The sequence below is a fragment of the Pseudidiomarina aestuarii genome, from assembly GCF_003987355.1.
In the GTDB taxonomy this organism is placed as follows: domain Bacteria; phylum Pseudomonadota; class Gammaproteobacteria; order Enterobacterales; family Alteromonadaceae; genus Pseudidiomarina; species Pseudidiomarina aestuarii.
The window spans coordinates 884,275-903,344 of sequence record NZ_PIPR01000001.1 but is presented as its reverse complement, the minus strand read 5'-3'; the positions used below and the strand labels follow the sequence as shown (position 1 = coordinate 903,344).

Sequence of the window (19,070 nt, the reverse complement as noted above, 5' to 3'; positions counted from 1 at the left end):
CCAGAGCATGGGGGCACTATGCTGAAATTTCAAATCGCGTCGACTTTAGTGGTCGGTTTTATCCTGGCCGGTTTATCGATTGCGAATGCGCAAACGCTAACGGTGACGGTCCTTGATCAACAAGGTCAGCCACTCGCAGATGCTGTGGTTAGTATCGATACGGGGCAGACCCAGCAGCCCTTGGCAGGTGGCGCTATCATGGACCAAGTTGACACCTTGTTTAACCCGTTTGTATTAACGGTTCCAGCTGGAACCACCGTTCGCTTTCCTAATTCAGATAATATTCGACATCAAGTCTATTCATTTTCTGCTGCAAAGCCCTTTGAATTACCGCTCTATTCAAACCGTGAAGCACCTACAATTGATTTCAATGAAGCTGGAATCGTGGTCTTAGGCTGTAATATTCATGACCACATGCGTGCTTATATTTACGTGACCCCGCATACGGAATCGCAAGTTACTAATGCTGCAGGGCAAGCGCAGTTGACGTGGGCTGCAGCAGATTCGGCCACGCTGCGAGTTTGGTATCCGGGCCTCAGTGAGACCATTACTGAGGAATTCCAGCGCGAATTGACCGACGCGGCAACGGAGCTAACCGTCCAGTTGCCAGTCACGATTCAACGTCAGGAAACGCCGGAGTTGTCACCGTTACAGCAACGTTTCAATCGCCGCAAAGGTGGCTAATGATTAGAACGTTTCGCGGCCGCCTGATCGTATTGTTCGCCACGTTAGCCGGTGGCGCTTTAATTATTTCATTGGTCGCCGTTTGGTTGGCGACAAACAACCAGTCCGAGCGTACCGTCAACCGTGAGCTAGAGGTATCCGAACGGGTATTTGGTGAGTTGATGGCTGTTCGTGGTGAGCAGTTACTGCAAGCCGCAGAGGTACTGACGAATGACTTTGGCTTTCGCGAAGCGGTTGCCAGCGGTGATGAAGACACGATTATTTCGGCGCTGGTCAATCACGGTCAACGCATCAATACCGATTTGATGGTGTTGCAATCACCCTCCGGTGCAGAAATTGCCGCAACACATGACTTAGAGTTACTCCCACCGTTGTCCATTCTCACAGAAGAAATGAATACCTCAGTGTTGGTATTTGCTGATGACACTATGTATCAGTTGGTGACAGCGCCTGTACAGTCTCCCGATTTAATTGCTTGGGCCACGCTCGGATTTGCGATTGATGATGAACTCGCGACGAATTTACGAGAACTGACCAATGCCGACATTACGTTGGTGGATATGGGGGCCAATCGCCTCATAGCCTCGAGTCTCGAATCGTCGTTGCAGTCCAGTCTTGCACCACTGATTGGCTTGGGCATGGAGCCCTGGCTAGCTTGGTTAGAGGAGCATGGTTTGGCAGCGCATTGGTTGGAACTCGATACTACTCAACTCTCTTATGTCAGTGAGCGAGAAATTTTTCTTATTTTTAGTGCTGATCGTGAAGCCGCAGCGGCGGAATTTAATGTCCTGCGTCAGCAGTATATTGGTATAGGCTTGGCCACTTTGCTGATGGCGCTGGTATTTGCTGGAATTACAGCACGTCGCATCAACCAGCCTTTAGCGCAGTTAAGCGACGCTGCTGAACAGCTCAAGCGTGGTGATTATCAGAGCCCCATTCGCTTAGCTCGTGAAGATGAGTTCGGGCATTTGGGCGAAGTATTTGATGGCATGCGAGTCGCCATTTCAAAACGTGAAGAACAAATCGTTCATCAAGCCGAATATGACTTGCTAACGGATTTACCGAATCGTTCATTGCTTAGTCGTCGGCTCACAGAACGTCTCTCCAACGGTGGTTTGGGGGTGATGGTGCTGATCAATATTGCGCGCTTTCGAGAACTGAACGATCGACTTGGACAACGTATTGGTGACCAAATTCTGCAATTGGTCGCAACGCGTCTACAACAGCAGCTGACCGATGCATGGTGGTTGGCGCGATTGGCTGGCGATGAATTTATTATGGTAACGGAAAATATCCGCGACGATAACTGGCGCCAGTTTGTGGTCAAACTCATGGACCAGCTACAACAGCCTTTTAATCTTGGTGGTTCACGCTATTTATTGCATTTTCGCGCTGGAGTAGTGCGATTCCCCGATGATGGGGATAGTTTTGATACCTTAGTGCGCCGCCTGCAGATGTGCGCTGCACAGGCAAAACAACAGAAGCTGCCCATGCTCGCCTATCGCGAGGGTATGGATGAGGATTACCTACACCGACTGCGCATCCTGCAAGCGTTGCCCGACGCAGTCGATAAGCAAGAGCTGCAATTACACTTCCAGCCGAAATTAAATGTGGCGTCAGGTGAAGTTATTGGTGCAGAGGCGTTGATTCGTTGGCGTCATCCAGAGTTTGGTATTATCCGACCGGATGAGTTTATTCCACTTGCTGAGCAAACCGGAGAAATTCATCGCATTACGCAATGGGTTTGTATTGCGGCGCTTGACCAATTGCAAATGTGGCACGAGGCGGGCTTACCCTTTATGGTCGCGATCAACCTCTCTGCGATTGATCTGCAGCAAGACGATTTGTCCGCATTTATTCGCGGATTGATTGAACAACGTGGCTTAAAGCCTGAATCCGTGACATTAGAAGTTACCGAGTCAGCGATTATGGCCGATATTGAACAGGCTATTGAACGTCTGACTGAGTTGCGCAGCAGCGGTATGCGGATTTCCATCGACGATTACGGTACCGGTTATGCCTCGCTAGCACAGTTGAAACGCTTACCAGTCGATGAATTGAAATTGGATCGATCGTTTATCCGTGAGTTGGATCATAACCAAGCCGACCAAACGATTGTGCGTTCAACATTGGCTTTAGCGAGAGATATGCAGTTGACAACGGTTGCCGAAGGTGTGGAAGATGAAGCATCATGGCGTCGATTGCAAGAGCTTGGCTGTCAAACCATGCAAGGATTTTATTTTAGTCGGCCATTGACTGCGACTGAATTCGAACAGTGGACACGACGTTATCAACAAGGATTAGCTCATGAGACATAACCTTCTCATTTCTAGCTTGCTGGCATCTGCAGCGTTTATTGCGATGCCTGCAGAGGCTGACCAAGGCCGATTTATCGCAACCGGCGGCGCCACCTCTATCGAGGGCAGCGCAGGTGGCGGAATTGTACCTTGGGCAACACTGTCAAGTTACGCTGAAGAAGGTCAATGGGGTGCTACTGCGGCGGTTACCGAAGTGAGCGTCGATGATTTTCGACTATCGGTATTGGGCGTTAGTCTCACTTATGACAATAGATTTGAGCTCTCAGCAGCGAAGCAAACGTTCGATCTGAGCACGATTGGCGGAGAGTTGAAGCAAGACGTATTTGGTGTGAAGTACCGTGTTGCCGGTGATTTAATTTACGGTGATTTACCGCAGTTTAGTGTCGGATTGCAGCATAAGCGAAATAGCACGTTTGCCTTGCCGTCCGCTGTTGGTGCACAAAGTGACTCAGGTACGGATTACTATGTAAGCGCGGCCAAAGTCTGGCTCGATGGTCCTTTTCATCGGACCTGGCTTGCCAACATTACGTTACGAGCGACGAAAGCAAATCAGATTGGATTGTTGGGCTTTGGTGGTGATCAAAATAATGACTATGAAATACAACCTGAGGTTGCTGTCGGCATGTTTATCAATCGGAATTGGGCGGTAGGTGCTGAATACCGGACCAAGCCAGATAATTTGGGTTTTGCAGAAGAACACGATTGGTATGACATTTTTGTCGCGTATTTCCCGACTAAATCTGTGAGCGTGGTCGCGGCCTATGCTGACCTCGATTCTATTGCGGGTCTCGCTGATCAAACAGGTTGGTATTTATCTTTGCAAGCAACGTTTTAAGTAGGAATCGAGACTATGTCTATCAAAAGCATTATATTCGCCGTTGCGCTCCTTTGCGCAAGCACCCCCAGTCATGCTGATGACTCGCTCTACCAAGAGCTCGGTGGACAGGCTGGTATCAGCCAACTGATGGAAACCTTTGTGCTTGAAATAGCCAGCGACGATCGTATTATTCACCACTTCGAAAAGACGGACATCGAACGCTTGCACCGACTGCTGACCGAACAGGTTTGTGTGATTGCCGGTGGGCCTTGTGAGTACACCGGTGAAGATATGGTGACCGTGCACACCGGAATGAACATTACCCGCGCAGAATTCAACGCATTGGTCGAAGACTTAATGACCGCGATGGAACAAGAGGAAGTGCCGGTGACCACTCAGAATCGGCTGCTTGCCGCGTTAGCTGAAATGCACTCCGAAGTCGTGGGCCTCTAATGAAACTGACAGTAAATAGTGAACGGTAAACAGTTAACTGTTCACTTTTCACCATCCACTGTTCGCTATTCACTATTTACTATTTACTAATAGTCCGTAGTTATTATCAAAACAGGGAAGATAGATGAGAATCAAGGTACCCCACACATTAGTCTTAATGGCCTATTTGATGATCGCCGCGTTAGTGATGACTTGGCTTATTCCCTCTGGCGAGTTTGAACGCACCGTCAATGACATCGGTCAGACAACGGTTGTGCCGTGCAGTTATGCACAACTTGAAGATGCTGACTATTTAAGTCCATTACAATTGTTGCTGGTGATTCCTGAAGCATTAGCCGATGCCCAAGGCGTGATCTTCTTTGTGCTCTTGATTGGCGGTGTCATGGGGATTTTGCGGGCAACTGGGATGTTGGACGCAGTGATCGGAATCTTACTGCAAAAGTTTGCGGATAAGACCGGTTGGTTGATCCTAGGTGGCATGCTGACTTTCGGTATTTTTTCAGCATTGATCGGTGTTGCTGAGGAATATCTTATCTTTGTCGCGATGCTCGTGGCCTTATGCCGTGCACTCAAGCTTGATGGTATTACAGCCATGGGCATTCTCATCGTGGGTTACGGCATTGGTTATGGCTTATCGCTGTTCAATCCGTTTACTTTGCTGATTGCTCAATCTATCGCGGAGGTGCCACCCGCATCAGGATTAGAATATCGGTTGATATTGTGGCCGTTTTTTATCGCTATCGGCTTCCATCACGTATACAGCTATGCCAAACGCGTCGCAACGGATCCTTCCGCGTCTTTGCTCGCGGATGTACAGCCTAAAGACAATACGGCAGTTACCGAGTACCCAACACTGACCAATCGCCACAAAATTATTCTCGCAGGATTCGTTGTCGTACTCGGTGTTCTCGTTTGGGGGATTAAAGTTCATGGCTGGTATTTGGTTGAATTGAGTGCTTTGTTCCTTGGTTTTGGCTTGTTCGCAGCGATTGTTGCTAAAATGCCGAGTGGCGACGCGGCCCAGCGATTTATCGAAGGTGCAGCTGAACTCACCGCAACCGCCTTATTAATCGGCTTTGCTCGCTCTATTGCGATGATTCTCGAGCAGGGCCAAGTGCTGGATACAGTGATTTATTATTTATCCATGCCGGTTGAGGCGCTGGGTGGTCATTTCGGTGCCGTTGCGATGCTGGTCATTCAGAGCATGCTCAACTTCTTTATTCCATCGGGAAGTGGTCAGGCATTTGTCACCATGCCAATTATGGTTCCGATTGCGGACGCTGCAGGCATTGGTCGCCAAGTTGCTGTCATGGCATTCCAGATGGGGGATGGCTTGATGAATATGATTGTACCGACTAATCCGGTATTGATGGGGATTCTCGGTCTCGCTGGAGTTCCCTACGAGCGCTGGTTTAAGTTCGTCGCGCCGCTGATGCTAAAACTTCTAGTTGCCTGTGCTATAGCGCTACTTATCGCAGTCAGCATCGGCTACTAGTTACATTGAACAGTGAACAGTGAATAGGGAACAGCAAAGATTAAAAAGAGCGCTCCTTTTTGGCTTAGCCCTTTCTATTCACTGTTAACCTTTCACTGCTCACTGTGTCTTCAGACGTTAAACCGGAATAGGATGACGTCACCGTCTTTGACGATATACTCTTTGCCTTCTTCGCGGCGCTTCCCAGCCTCTTTCGCACCCTGTTCACCACGATACTGAACGTAGTCGTCAAATCCGACGACGACGGCTCGAATGAAGCCTTTCTCGAAATCGGTGTGAATCTTGCCAGCGGCTTGTGGAGCGGTCGAACCAATCGGAATAGTCCATGCGCGCACTTCTTTCACACCAGCGGTGAAATAGGTGTGTAAGTTGAGAAGTTGATAGCCACCGCGAATAACGCGGTTCAAACCTGGCTCGGTTAAGCCTAAATCGGTCATAAATTCAGCTTTTTCAGCTTCATCGAGTTCAGCAATTTCCGATTCGATTTCGGCACAAACTGGAACCACAATCGCATCTTCTTTAGCCGCGATAGCACGAACTTCATCGAGGTAGGGGTTATTCTCGAAGCCGTCATCATTGACGTTGGCAATGTACATGGTCGGCTTCAGAGTCAATAAATTGTAGGAGCGAATGACTGCCCGTTCATCATCTGATAATGCTACAGAACGAGCCATATCGCCGTTTTCTAAAGCGGGTAGGAGCTTTTGCAGAACGGCTATTTCAGCAGCTGCTTGTTTATCGCCGCCCTTTGCTTTTTTACCTTGACGATGAATAGCTTTCTCAACGCTATCGAGATCGGCAAGAGCCAGCTCAGTGTTGATAATTTCAATATCAGCAGACGGACTCACTCGTCCAGCCACGTGCACGATATTGTCGTTCTCAAAGCAGCGCACGACATGACCAATAGCATCGGTTTCGCGAATATTGGCTAAGAATTTGTTGCCAAGGCCTTCGCCTTTGGATGCACCCTCAACCAAGCCCGCTATGTCTACGAACTCCATAGTTGTCGGAACAATTCGCTGTGGATTGACGATTTCAGCCAATTGATTCAGTCGTTCGTCAGGAACGGCAACGACACCCGTATTGGGTTCAATGGTACAGAATGGAAAGTTAGCTGCCTCAATACCTGCTTTTGTTAATGCATTGAAAAGGGTCGATTTACCGACGTTAGGCAGGCCGACTATGCCGCATTTGAATCCCATGATTAGCTCTCGCTCTGTGCTTTAAAACTATGAAGGTGCTGTTGTGCCGCACGCATATCTTGCTCAATAAGCAAATCAATACTGCGGCACGCTTGCGCAATGGTATCGTCCATCCAGCTCTGCTCTAGCGCAGGAGCTTTACCTAGTACAAAGCCAGTGACTTGGCTCTTATGACCAGGATGACCGATACCAATGCGTAAGCGATGAAAGTCCGGACTTCCAAGCTGTGCAATAATGTCTTTAATACCATTATGGCCACCAGCGCCACCACCTGTCTTGAGCTTGGCGGTACCGGGTGGTAAATCTAATTCGTCATAAGCGACCAAAATTTCTTCTGGTTTAATCTTGTAGAAGTTCGCCAGTGCTGCAACCCCTTGACCACTGCGATTCATGTAGGTCATCGGCATTAATAAACGCAAATCTAGCGCACCGCGTTGAATTCGCGCAGTGTGACCGAAAAACTTGGATTCAGGTTGTAAGGAGACAGCGTGTTGACGAGCGTATGCTTCTACCAGCCAGAAGCCGGCGTTATGGCGAGTTTGAGAATATTCGGGGCCTGGATTACCCAGGCCCACGAGTAAGCGAATGGTTGACATGAAACCTTATTCGGCGTCGTCGTCTTCAGCTTTCGCTTCAGTTTCTTTCGTAGTTGGAACTTCTGCTGAAGTTTCTTCTTCATCAGTTTCCTCTTTCTCGACGCGTGGTGCGACGATAGAGACTACTGCTTGGTCGTGATCTTCACCTTTAGTGAGCTCAACCAACTCAACACCCTTAGGTACTGCGAGGTCAGTTAAGTGCAAGGTATCACCCAAGTGCATGTTGGCAACGTCGACTTCCAAGAACTCTGGTAAGTCTTGTGGCAAACAGTGAATTTCAACGTCAGCAATGTGGTGAACGACAACACCGCCTTCGGTCTTCACACCAATCGAAGATTTCTCATTGATGAAGTGAAGTGGAATGTTGGTGTGTAACTTCTGACCTTTCTCAACACGTTGGAAATCCAAGTGAGTCAATTTTGGCTTGAACGGGTGACGCTGTACGTCTTTCAAAATCACCTGTTGCTTCTTACCATCAACTACTAACGTGAGGATATGAGAATAGAAGGCTTCGTAGTCAGCCATATTGTTCACTTTGCTGTGTTGCAAAGTAATAGAAACGGCGTCTTTTTTGCCACCGTAAATAATTGCTGGCACTTTGTCTTCGCGACGCAGGCGGCGGCTCGCACCTTTCCCTGTGTCAGTGCGAAGTTCTGCCTGCAGAGTAAAATCGATTGTAGACATAACGTCACTCCAATACCGCGACTGATAGCTGCGGTAATTAATTGATATTAGCCGACTCGTCGCGACCAACGATTCGACATGAACGAACTATTTAGAAACCCCATAAATAAAGGGCGCGAAATACTAGCACTCGCGCCCTTTATTTTCAAGATGTGTTGTGAGCTATTTGAGCTCACAAGCTAACGGTAATCTGAATCTTAATATTCGAACATCGCAGAAATAGATTCTTCGTTACTGACACGGCGTAAGGCTTCAGACAACATGCCACTGAGAGTCAACTGATGCACCTTATCTAAGGCTTTCATACCTTGGCTCAATGGAATGCTATCGGTAACGATGACTTGGTCAATTTGCGAGTCGCGAATATTCTCGACCGCATTGCCAGAAAACACCGGGTGCGTTGCATAGGCAAAGACTCTGCGTGCGCCATTGGCTTTCAAGGCGTCTGCAGCTTTACACAGCGTACCGCCGGTATCGATCATGTCGTCAACAATAATGCAATCGCGGTCGTTGATATCCCCAATAATATGCATGACTTGCGATTCATTCGCGCGCGGACGGCGTTTATCGATAATGGCGAGGTCGACATCGTTGAGTAACTTCGCGATAGCTCGTGCACGAACTACACCGCCGATATCGGGTGATACCACAACTGGATTATGGAATGCTTGCTGACGCAAATGTTCCATTAACACAGGGCTTGCGAATACGTTGTCCACTGGCACATCAAAGAAGCCCTGAATCTGTTCGGCATGGAGGTCGACCGTCAGTACACGATCAACACCGACGCTGGACAAGAAGTCGGCGACAACTTTCGCTGTGATAGGGACACGGGCAGAGCGGACGCGTCGATCTTGGCGTGCATAGCCGAAGTAGGGCATCACGGCAGTGATACGGCCAGCTGAGGCGCGCCGAAGCGCATCAACCATGACTATCAGTTCCATCAGGTTATCGTTGGTGGGGGCGCAGGTCGATTGAATGATGAAGACGTCCGAACCACGGACATTTTCATTAATCATGACGCTGATCTCACCATCGCTAAAGCGACCCACATTGGCATCACCCAACTTGATGTATAAACGGTCGGCAATTTTCTGGGCGAGTTCTGGCGTGGCATTGCCAGCAAAAAGCTTCATATCAGGCACACTAAACCTCAATATTGTTTGGTCAGGTTCACAGTTGAAGCCTGCCGCAGTAGCGAGCAGACCGGAGATTCATTGAGCCCGCGGGCGACGAACCCTGTCCATGGTGCAGGCAATTGTGCAAGCGTATCCGTTGCTGCGGTCTGGCTGTCAAAACGTCCGAAAATACAGGCTCCGGTGCCGGTCAGCCGCGACGGCGCGTATTCTACCAACCAGTCGAGGGCGTTGGCAACTTCAGGATGCAATTGACGGACCAGTGGTTCGCAGTCATTGCGCGTGTTTTCCCAGGTCCAATGCTGCGGTTGAATCAATGCTGAGGCACGCGGTAGGTCAGGATGCTGAAAAATCGACTGGGTGCTAACCGAGACTCCAGGATGGATCACCAAATACCAAGGCGACTGCGGCTGGCAGGGTGTGAGTTGCTCACCGATACCCTCTGCAAAAGCAGCCTGACCATTTACAAAAACCGGGACATCGGCACCAAGCTGAAGTCCGAGACTGGCTAAGTCAGTCATACTCAACGGTAGTTGCCAAAAATGCCTCAACGCCAGTAATGTGGTCGCGGCATCAGAGGAACCGCCACCCAGGCCACCGCCTGTCGGTAAGCGCTTATCGATGTCGATGCGGAGTCCGCGCCAATGCTTTGGGAACTCATTTTGCACCAGAGCTACGGCTCGATTGACAAGATTGTTCGGTCCAGCCAAGTCAGTTTGGCTGCATTGAATAGTCACCTTCGGCTCAGCGATCGGAGTAAAATTCAGTGAATCACCGAAGTCGAGGAACTGAAATAGCGTTTGCAGTGCATGGTACCCATCGGGACGGCGGCCGACCACATGTAAAAACAGGTTCAGCTTGGCTGGTGCAGGTAAGGTTAGTGGTGTCATCATAATGACCAATCCGTGATGCGAAGTTTGATGCGCCAGTCTGTCGCGTTTATCTCAATACTGCTCGGAACATAGATAGTATTGACTGCTGTAAAGAGTGATAACTCTGCTTGCCAAGGTTCTTCATCAGCAATCACCTTGTAGCTGGATAAAACAACCACGTCATCAATGGTACTGGGCCGGACGACGGTGATGTTCTCTGCGCGCTGCGGCAATCTGCCCAGCACAACGCCCGGGAGTGCGTCAACGGGAATAGAGATCCCAAAATAGGTTTGCAACAACGTCGTCATAGTCGCTGCTCGGTATTCGTTTTGGTCTTCATCGATTAACACCGCGCCTGCAGTGGTTTGTTCGAGACGAGCTAGCGTGCCTTTCAGCGGATGAGAGAAGCGCATTGAGGTTGTTGTTGGAGTCCAACGCCAATCGATATAAACGGCATCGCGCGAATCGTCACGGAGATTGAACAGAGCAATCTGACCTTGTAGCCGCCACGAATCAACCGAATCAAGTTGTTGTTGATGACGCTGATAAGCGGCGCGATCGATTGCTGGAATCGAATCAAGCATTTCACTCTCCGGAATGCTGACACAGCCTGCAACCAGCAGTATCCATATGCTTATCCACAACTTTCTCATTCGGGTCGTCCAGTTCGTTCGCGGTGCTAGATTGCTTTCCATCATGCGGGGTTTCACGTACAATTACCACCGTTTTGCAGTAGCGAAGGGCTTGTCTGTTCCCGATATTATGACCATTTTTGCACTGGGTGTTAACCATACAACGGCTTCGGTCGATTTGCGTGAACGTGTCGCCTTCTCGCCTGAGCAACTGCATCAGGCGCTAGCACGCCTGCGCGCGGACACCGGTGTGCAAGAAGCGGTCATTCTATCAACCTGTAACCGCACTGAGCTCTATTGTCATGGCAACGTGTCCAGTGACCTCTTAATGGGGTGGTTGGCGGGCTACCATGGGATCAGCGCCGAACAGTTGCAAGCCCATAGTTACAGCTACGAAGATGATGCGGCAATCGAACATTTGATGGCGGTAGCCAGCGGTCTCGATTCGCTGGTTTTAGGCGAGCCACAGATTCTCGGACAAGTGAAGCAGGCGTATCAGTTTGCGAAGAACCAAACCAGTGTGGGTGGTGTTTTAGAACGCCTATTTCAACAAACATTCCGAGTTGCCAAAACGGTGCGTAGTGAGACACGAGTGGGCGAAAATGCCGTATCGGTCGCCTATGCTGCAGTCAATCTGGCCAAGCATATTTTTGCTGAGTTAGAGCGCGCGACCGTCCTCTTGGTTGGTGCGGGAGATACCGCGGAGCTAGCGGCACAGCATTTGAAAGAGCAAGGTGTCGCTCGGTTATTGGTAGCGAATCGCACTTTGGCTCGCGCTGAAGCGGTAGCCACCGCGTTTGGCGGTCAGGCACACACGCTCGGTGAACTACCTGAGTTATTGCCGCAAGCGGATATCGTGATTAGTTCGACAGCCAGCACATTGCCAATTATTGGTAAGGGCTTGATTGAATCTGCATTGAAAAGTCGCAAGCGTCGCCCGATGTTACTCATAGACTTGGCGGTACCGCGCGACATTGAAGCGCAAGTAAATGATTTAAATGATGCTTATCTCTATACGGTCGATGATTTGCAGGGCATCATTACCGAAAATTTGAAGAACCGTGAGGATGCTGCTGCTGAAGCACGCTCCATTATCAAAGAGCAGACCGGTGGCTTTGTAGCATGGTTGCGCAGCCTCGATTCGGTGGATGTGATCCGGGATTTTCGGCAACGTACAGAAGCAATGGCGAGTGAACAACTGGCGCGGGCGCGCACGCAACTGCAAGCTGGGAAAGACCCCAGTGAGGTGCTTGAGGAATTGAGCCAACGTTTAACCAAACAGTTCCTGCATCAACCGACCAAACTCCTGCGTGATGCCGGAGCGAACGGCGATTATTTAACCTTAGCTGTACTCCAACAACTCAACCAAGAAGACTCGAAATAGGTTAACTCCATGATGAATCCGTCCATCGTTCGCAAGCTCGAAGCGTTGCTTGAACGATATGAAGAAGTCCAACAACTCCTCAGTGATCCACAAATAATTGGTGATCAAGAGAAGTTTCGAGCGCTGTCGCGAGAGTATTCGCAACTAGAAGCGCTGGTGGATTGTTTTACAGCCTATCAAAAGGCACAGCGAGATGAAGCTGGCGCCAAAGAGATGTTGCAAGAGGATGATGCTGAAATTCGTGAAATGGCGAAGAATGAGCTGGAATCCGCACAAGAGCAATTAGAATCCTTGCAGCATGAACTGCAAATTTTGTTACTGCCGCGCGATCCCAACGATGACCATCCGTGCTACCTCGAAATCCGGGCTGGGGCAGGTGGTGATGAAGCCGCTATTTTTGCCGGCGATCTCTTTCGGATGTATAGCCGCTACGCAGAACAGAAAGGTTGGAAAGTCAGTATAGTTAGTGCTAGTGATGGTGAGCATGGCGGCTATAAAGAGGTGATTGCCCATGTTTCCGGTGATGGCGCTTACGGTCGCATGAAGTTTGAATCCGGCGGACATCGCGTTCAGCGAGTCCCTGAAACAGAATCACAAGGTCGCGTGCATACATCAGCCTGCACCGTGGCGGTGTTACCAGAAGTGCCGGAAGCTGAGGCTGTTGAGATCAACCCAGCGGATTTGCGGATTGATACTTATCGTGCATCAGGTGCTGGTGGTCAGCACGTCAACCGAACGGATTCTGCCATTCGAATTACGCACATACCGTCCGGTTTTGTCGTCGAGTGTCAGGATGAACGTTCGCAGCACAAAAATCGCGCCAAAGCGATGTCTGTCTTGCAAGCACGTTTGAACCAAGCTGAAGTCGATAAAGTGCGTGAGCAGGAACAATCAACCCGTCGTTCATTAGTCGGAAGCGGGGATCGTTCAGAGCGCATCCGAACCTACAACTACCCGCAAGGACGGGTCAGTGATCACCGTATCAATTTAACGTTATATCGGCTTGATGAGGTGCTAGGCGGTGCATTGGACTTGCTGCTGGACGCGATTGTTCAGGAGCATCATGCGGACCAATTGGCGGCACTCTCCGAACAGCAATGATCATTCGAGCAGCGTTGCAATGGGCACGAACTGAACTCACAGACAGTGACAGCCAGCAAATGGATGCTGAAGTGTTGGTGGCTGCAGCCATGCAGCGCTCTCGAACTTACCTCCATACCTGGCCGGAGCAAGAATTGTCTGCCGCGGAACTCGAACAACTTCAACACTGGGTGCTGCAGCGTAAAAATGGTGTGCCTATTGCGTACCTGTTGGGCTCGAGAGAATTCTGGTCATTGGATCTCGAAGTAAACAACACGACGTTGATTCCTCGTCCCGATACCGAAGTCCTTGTCGAGACCGCGCTGCAATTGGATCTGTCACGGCGATCACGGGTGCTGGATTTAGGCACGGGTACGGGAGCTATAGCGCTTGCTTTGAAGTCAGAGCGAACAGAGTGGGAGATTACAGCTGTCGATCGAATTCCCGCGGCATTGGCTTTAGCTCGCTCGAATAGCCGTCGCCTTAATTTGCCTATTCAGGTATTGGAGAGTCATTGGTTTGCTGCATTAAGAGGACAGCAGTTCGATCTGATTGTCAGTAATCCACCTTACATTGATGCCGAAGATCCGCACTTGTCGCAGGGTGATGTGCGGTTTGAGCCAGCCTCAGCTTTGGTTGCTGAACAGGCTGGATTGGCAGACTTACGTGTGATTGTAGAGCAGGCAGCTGAATTTTTAGAACCTAACGGTTGGCTGGCGCTCGAACACGGTTGGCAGCAAGCAGCGGCGGTTCGTGAACTGCTAGTGGAGAACGGTTTTGAGCAGGTTCACAGTCGCCGAGATTATGGTAATCTGGAACGCGTATCCTGCGGTCAAATTGCGACCATGTCGTCGCCCAAGAGGTAAGGACTATGTCCAACGATTTTATCTTTGCCGATGAGATCGACAATCAGCCTGTACCACCTCGTCGCTCGAACGCGGACGGTTGGAAGGTACTCATTGTTGATGATGAACGAGAGGTGCATGCGGTGACTCGGCTGGCTCTGATGGAGTTGAGTTTCGAAGGCCGTGGGTTGCACTTTCTGAGCGCACATACCCGGGCTGAGGCTGAAGAATTGGTGCTGCAGCACCCGGATATTGCTATTGTGCTGCTGGATGTGGTGATGGACACCGACGATGCGGGTCTCCAAGTAGCTCGATTCATTCGCGATGAGGCACATAATCAAAAAGCGCGGATCATCTTGCGCACCGGACAACCCGGACAAGCACCTGAGCGCACTGTGGTACTCAATTATGATATCAACGATTATAAATCGAAGACCGAGCTGACCTCGCAGAAGTTGTTCACATGTGTCATGTCGGCCTTGCGTTCATATCGCGATATTATTCGTGTTGAAGCCCAATTACAGAGCCGTGAACAGACGTTGATGGCATTAACTCAACTACTCCAAACCAACTATCCAGACTGCTGGCAGGACGCTGTGACACAGCGGCCCGAACTCGAGTTATGGATGCAACCACCAACCAAGGATACATAAATGCCATACGAAGCATTGAAACATCTCCATGTCACCATCGTTGCTGTAAGTGTGTTATTATTTGTGGTTCGCTTTTTCTGGCGCGCCACAGGCTCCAGCATGGCCGCTAAAAAGTGGGTGAAAATTGTTCCACACATTATTGATACGCTGTTATTGCTATCGATTGTCGGACTGTTGTTACATTGGCAACAATGGCCATGGGAAACCCCGTGGTTGATAAACAAATTAATCGGACTAGTCGGCTATATCGTGTTCGGCTTAATTGCCATGAAGGCCACCGTAGCCTGGATTCGTTATGTTGGGTTCGTTGGCGCATTAGCATGGATTATGTTCTTGGTTCATGTAGCGTTCAGCAAAACCGCACTGATTTAAAAGAACGTTACTGGCTATTAGCTACTAGTTACTCGAAGAGCGTGGGATTGTCGTTTCAAATAGCCATTAGCTATTAGCTAGTAGCTAGTCAATGAGGAATTGAATGCAGTTTTCGTATTTACAGCATGTTGAACGTGAAATTTTACCAACCATAGAAATCTTGTGGGAGGTGAGTCGCACGTTTCATAGTGACAGCGACACTTACGTTGCCGATTACTATCAGCTGATTCGAGAACTCTCGGAAAAGAATCGAGAGCTCGTAGGGTTAGAGAAATTAGAACGCATCACGGAGCAATTTTATTTAGAGCTCGGTTTTAGTGATGCGCCTGAACCTGTTGTTGGTGCGAAACGCATTTTGTTGGATCGGGTGATTAGTTATCGCACCGGCCTTCCCGTGAGTATGGCTATCTTATTACAAGAGGCCTGTGCCTATGCTGGTTTGCAGTTAGATTTGGTTGATTTTCCCGGTTATCCATTATTGCGCTTTGATCATGGTGAAAGTAGTTATTTTGTCGATCCTATGAATGGAGAATTGCTCGAAGACCAGCAAGTGCAAGAACGTTTTGAAGACGTAACCGATCATGAAATCGATTTCGCTTGGGACTTGCTCGAAAGTGCTGAACAAAAGACGATTTTGGTGCGCTATTTGACCGAATTGAAACATGCTTTTATCAACGACCATGAATTTGCTAACGCATTGACCACGGTACACATGCTACTGACCGTGTTGCCCGATGATCCTTATGAAATTCGCGATCGCGGTTATGTCTTGGAAGAACTCGATTGCCAACAGGCAGCTGTTGACGACTACCAGTATTTTGTCGAACAATGCCCCGATGACCCCAGCGCACAGTTATTGCGCTTACAGCTTGAAACCTGGTCTGCGCCGGTTCATACACTCCACTGACGGAGTGGCTAAGCACCAGTGATGCGCTTTCCCAGTGAAGAATAATAATAAGGAGAATCCATGGATACGGCGTTGATTACGAATGAGGGAATCGTTCTCGGCTTACTAGCGTTGATACTGGCCGCAGTATTTTATACGCAGAATAGCTCTCACTCATTTTGGCAGAAATTTTACCGCGTTGTTCCAGCGTTATTGTTGTGTTATTTCATTCCCTCGTTACTCAATACCTTCGATATCGTCAATGGTGAGACCTCTGGCGTTGCCAAGGTCGTGAAAACCTATTTATTACCGGCCTGTTTGGTTCTGCTTACGTTGAGTCTTGATTTAAAAGCTATTTCTAAGCTCGGTTGGCGTATTGTCGTGCTCTTTTTTGTGGGTACCTTTGGCATACTCATTGGCGGTCCTATTGCCTTGCTGATTGGTTCGGCGATATTTCCTGAACTGATCGGTGTCGATGGTCCAGAGGCTGTATGGCGGGGCATGACCACCATAGCTGGGAGTTGGATTGGCGGTGGCGCGAATCAGTTAGCCATGAAAGAGACCTATGAAGTTGGCAATGATATTTTTTCGGCTATGGTGACTGTCGATATCATTATTGCCAATATTTGGATGGCTGTACTCCTTTATTTAGCTGCGAACCACAAACGTATTGATGCGAATCTTGGTGCTGATGTGTCTGCCATTGACGACATTCGGCGACGGGTCGAGCATTATGAAGCGGAACATAAACGCAATGCTGGCGTACCTGAGTATATTTTCATTCTCGCCGCGGCATTTGGTGCTGCTGGCATCGGTCACTTTGCAGCTGATCTGATTGCGCCGTATATCGGTGAAAATTATCCAGCGCTCAAACAAATGAGTTTGGACGCGAAATTCTTGTGGGTCATCATGGTGGCTACCGCTGTTGGTATTGCACTGTCGTTTACGCGAGTACGTAAGTTAGAAGGTGCGGGCGCGTCAAAAATCGGCTCGGTAATGATTTACTTCTTAGTGGCAAGTATCGGCCTTTCCATGGACATCACCGCCATTGCCGATGTGCCTAAGTATTTTGTTTTAGGCGCAATCTGGATGATCATCCATGCTGGCTTGATTGTGGTGGTTGCTCGACTTATTAAAGCACCGACGTTTTACATGGCGGTGGCTAGCCAAGCCAATGTTGGAGGAGCTGCTTCAGCTCCGGTGGTCGCGTCAGCATTCCATCCTTCTTTGGCTTCGGTCGGCGTGCTGCTAGCTGTGCTAGGCTATGCAGTAGGAACCTACGTCGCTTACTTCTGTGGTCAAGTGTTACGACTCATCGCGGTAGGTTAAGTGACCGAGCGTTAAAGAGAGGAATAGTAGAGTGATTAATACGCAAGTCATCAAAGTCGGCAATGTCAGTATTGCGAACCAATTACCATTTGTGCTGTTTGGTGGCATGAATGTCTTGGAGTCGCGTGATCTCGCGATGCGTGTTGCTGAGCACTACGTTGAAGTCACCCAACGTTTGGGTATTCCTTATGTGTTCAAAGCATCGTTCGACAAAGCCAACCGTTCCTCTATTCATTCTTATCGTGGCCCGGGTTTGGAAAAAGGCTTGGCTATATTTGAAGAGCTAAAATCGACCTTCCAGGTACCCATCATTACCGACGTGCATGAGCCACACCAAGCGCAAGCCGTTGCTGAAGTGGTTGATATTATTCAGCTCCCCGCATTTTTAGCACGCCAGACGGATTTGGTGGTTGCAATGGCAAAAACGGGCGCCGTTATTAATGTCAAAAAACCACAATTTTTAGCGCCACACGAAATGCGCCATATCATTAAGAAGTTTAATGAGGCAGAGAATTACAACGTCATTTTGTGCGAGCGAGGCAGTAGTTTCGGTTATAATAACCTGGTCGTCGACATGCTGGGTATGGATGATATGAAGCAGATGGCGCCGGTGATGTTCGATGCAACACATGCGTTGCAACGTCCGGGTGGCCGCGCGGACTCAGCCGATGGTCGCCGAGCTCAGGCAGCCGTGCTAGCTCGCTCAGGTTTAGCATTGGGGCTCGCTGGACTCTTTATTGAAGCGCATCCGAACCCGGATGAGGCATTGTGTGATGGCCCCTGCGCATTACCGCTCAATAAACTCGAACCTTATCTTCAGCAAATGCAAGCAGTTGACCAACTGGTGAAAAGTTTTCAACCATTGGATACGAGCTCCGCTTAGCAGCGCTTGCGCCGCCTCTGAACATACTATAAATTAAAACGCATGTTTTAAACTATGTATGGGTAAATTATGGCGAAGCGTGCCACCACCAAAGATAAGATCCTTAATGCCGCAGAAGCGTTGTTCGCCGAACATGGCTTTGAACAAACGTCACTGCGGCAAATCACTGCACTGGCAGAGGTTAATCTAGCCTCCGTTAATTACCATTTCGGCTCAAAAAAAGCTTTGATTCAGGCGGTGATGGCGCGCTATCTCGAAGTCTTCATGCCAGCGTTGGATCAGCAGCTTGCTCAATTACAACAACAATCCTTAATTTCCACTCGCCAAGTGTTTGATTGCTTTCGCGAGCCGCTCAAGCAGTTGAGTAGCGTGCGAAAGGGCGGGCCAACACTTTTTTTAAGTCTGCTGGGTTTTGCTTATGCTGAAATTCAAGGGCATTTACGGCGCTATACCATGGATCATTTTGGTGCCGTTATGGAGCGTTTGTTGGCGGTCTTGCATATGGCAAATCCGCAGCTGAGTCCGGTCGATATGTTTTGGCGACTGCATTTTGTTCTGGGCGCGACCGTTTTCACGCAGGTGTCGGGTCCCGCGCTGCGTGAAATTGCAGCGGCTGACTTTGGCGAGACCGTGCGCGCCGATCAAATAGTCGATAAATTGATTCCGTTTTTAGCTGGTGGCGTTGACGCGGTCAGTCCTGCTTGAGCTATGCTTACCTAATCACTGAGACAGTCACACCGTCGTACAAT

20 protein-coding genes are annotated in these 19,070 nt (G+C 49.3%); 14 read left to right on the top strand and 6 right to left on the bottom strand.

Translation table 11 applies throughout. The features are described from left to right. Positions 1–18: 18 nt before the first annotated feature. From CWE22_RS04175 to CWE22_RS04155, 5 genes are all read left to right on the top strand, one after another. The gene (locus CWE22_RS04175) at positions 19–684 is read left to right on the top strand and encodes a methylamine utilization protein (protein WP_169930112.1); all 666 of its coding nucleotides are present in this window, start codon (positions 19–21) and stop codon (positions 682–684) included. Further along, on the top strand, positions 684–3,002 hold the full coding sequence (locus CWE22_RS04170) for a putative bifunctional diguanylate cyclase/phosphodiesterase (protein ID WP_169930111.1): 2,319 nt from the start codon (positions 684–686) through the stop codon (positions 3,000–3,002). The genes CWE22_RS04175 and CWE22_RS04170 overlap by 1 nt, the downstream gene beginning before the upstream one ends. After that, positions 2,992–3,837, top strand: coding sequence for a DUF3034 family protein (locus CWE22_RS04165; RefSeq protein ID WP_169930110.1), 846 nt, complete (start codon positions 2,992–2,994; stop codon positions 3,835–3,837). Before CWE22_RS04170 ends, CWE22_RS04165 begins: the two co-directional genes overlap by 11 nt. 15 nt (positions 3,838–3,852) lie before the next feature. Continuing rightward, positions 3,853–4,272, top strand: a complete 420-nt coding sequence (locus CWE22_RS04160; protein ID WP_169930109.1) for a group I truncated hemoglobin — start codon at positions 3,853–3,855, stop codon at positions 4,270–4,272. A gap of 124 nt (positions 4,273–4,396) precedes the next feature. Next, positions 4,397–5,767 (top strand): YfcC family protein, encoded by a 1,371-nt coding sequence (locus tag CWE22_RS04155; RefSeq protein WP_169930108.1) that lies wholly within the window; start codon positions 4,397–4,399, stop codon positions 5,765–5,767. 110 nt (positions 5,768–5,877) lie between these two features. Here the strand turns inward: CWE22_RS04155 and ychF are convergent, their stop codons facing one another. The 6 genes from ychF to lolB form a co-directional block, all read right to left on the bottom strand. Beyond that, positions 5,878–6,969, bottom strand: a complete 1,092-nt coding sequence (gene ychF, locus CWE22_RS04150) for a redox-regulated ATPase YchF (RefSeq protein WP_169930107.1) — start codon at positions 6,967–6,969, stop codon at positions 5,878–5,880. 2 nt (positions 6,970–6,971) lie between these two features. After that, entirely contained in the window at positions 6,972–7,565 is a 594-nt protein-coding gene (pth, locus tag CWE22_RS04145) for an aminoacyl-tRNA hydrolase (RefSeq protein ID WP_169930106.1), read from the bottom strand. A 6-nt stretch (positions 7,566–7,571) separates the two neighbouring features. Then, the gene (locus tag CWE22_RS04140) at positions 7,572–8,249 is read right to left on the bottom strand and encodes a 50S ribosomal protein L25/general stress protein Ctc (protein ID WP_169930105.1); all 678 of its coding nucleotides are present in this window, start codon (positions 8,247–8,249) and stop codon (positions 7,572–7,574) included. Between the two features lie 197 nt (positions 8,250–8,446). Further along, complete coding sequence (locus CWE22_RS04135) at positions 8,447–9,394, bottom strand: ribose-phosphate pyrophosphokinase (RefSeq protein WP_169930104.1); 948 nt, start codon at positions 9,392–9,394, stop codon at positions 8,447–8,449. Between the two features lie 8 nt (positions 9,395–9,402). After that, positions 9,403–10,278: a 4-(cytidine 5'-diphospho)-2-C-methyl-D-erythritol kinase gene (gene ispE / locus CWE22_RS04130; protein WP_420821021.1), complete on the bottom strand. Its 876-nt coding sequence runs from the start codon at positions 10,276–10,278 to the stop codon at positions 9,403–9,405. Further along, complete coding sequence (gene lolB / locus CWE22_RS04125) at positions 10,275–10,841, bottom strand: lipoprotein insertase outer membrane protein LolB (protein ID WP_244595948.1); 567 nt, start codon at positions 10,839–10,841, stop codon at positions 10,275–10,277. Before lolB ends, ispE begins: the two co-directional genes overlap by 4 nt. A gap of 178 nt (positions 10,842–11,019) precedes the next feature. Here lolB and hemA point away from each other — a divergent pair, with 178 nt between their 5' ends. The 9 genes from hemA (at position 11,020) to psrA (ending at position 19,026) form a co-directional block, all read left to right on the top strand. Then, entirely contained in the window at positions 11,020–12,273 is a 1,254-nt protein-coding gene (gene hemA, locus CWE22_RS04120; protein WP_169931020.1) for a glutamyl-tRNA reductase, read from the top strand. 12 nt (positions 12,274–12,285) lie between these two features. After that, entirely contained in the window at positions 12,286–13,374 is a 1,089-nt protein-coding gene (gene prfA, locus CWE22_RS04115; RefSeq protein ID WP_169931019.1) for a peptide chain release factor 1, read from the top strand. Further along, positions 13,371–14,219, top strand: coding sequence for a peptide chain release factor N(5)-glutamine methyltransferase (gene prmC / locus CWE22_RS04110; protein WP_169930102.1), 849 nt, complete (start codon positions 13,371–13,373; stop codon positions 14,217–14,219). Before prfA ends, prmC begins: the two co-directional genes overlap by 4 nt. A 5-nt stretch (positions 14,220–14,224) precedes the next feature. Next, complete coding sequence (locus tag CWE22_RS04105) at positions 14,225–14,851, top strand: response regulator (protein ID WP_169930101.1); 627 nt, start codon at positions 14,225–14,227, stop codon at positions 14,849–14,851. Continuing rightward, positions 14,852–15,223: a SirB2 family protein gene (locus CWE22_RS04100; protein ID WP_169930100.1), complete on the top strand. Its 372-nt coding sequence runs from the start codon at positions 14,852–14,854 to the stop codon at positions 15,221–15,223. It abuts the gene before it with no gap. A gap of 103 nt (positions 15,224–15,326) precedes the next feature. Further along, positions 15,327–16,130 carry a SirB1 family protein gene (locus CWE22_RS04095; RefSeq protein ID WP_169930099.1) on the top strand — a complete coding sequence of 268 codons (804 nt, stop codon included), beginning with the start codon at positions 15,327–15,329 and terminating at the stop codon, positions 16,128–16,130. A 60-nt stretch (positions 16,131–16,190) separates the two neighbouring features. Beyond that, on the top strand, positions 16,191–17,438 hold the full coding sequence (locus tag CWE22_RS04090; RefSeq protein WP_169930098.1) for a DUF819 family protein: 1,248 nt from the start codon (positions 16,191–16,193) through the stop codon (positions 17,436–17,438). 34 nt (positions 17,439–17,472) lie between these two features. After that, entirely contained in the window at positions 17,473–18,321 is an 849-nt protein-coding gene (gene kdsA, locus CWE22_RS04085) for a 3-deoxy-8-phosphooctulonate synthase (RefSeq protein ID WP_169931018.1), read from the top strand. 69 nt (positions 18,322–18,390) lie between these two features. Further along, entirely contained in the window at positions 18,391–19,026 is a 636-nt protein-coding gene (gene psrA / locus CWE22_RS04080) for a TetR family transcriptional repressor PsrA (RefSeq protein WP_169930097.1), read from the top strand. Positions 19,027–19,070 lie beyond the last annotated feature (44 nt).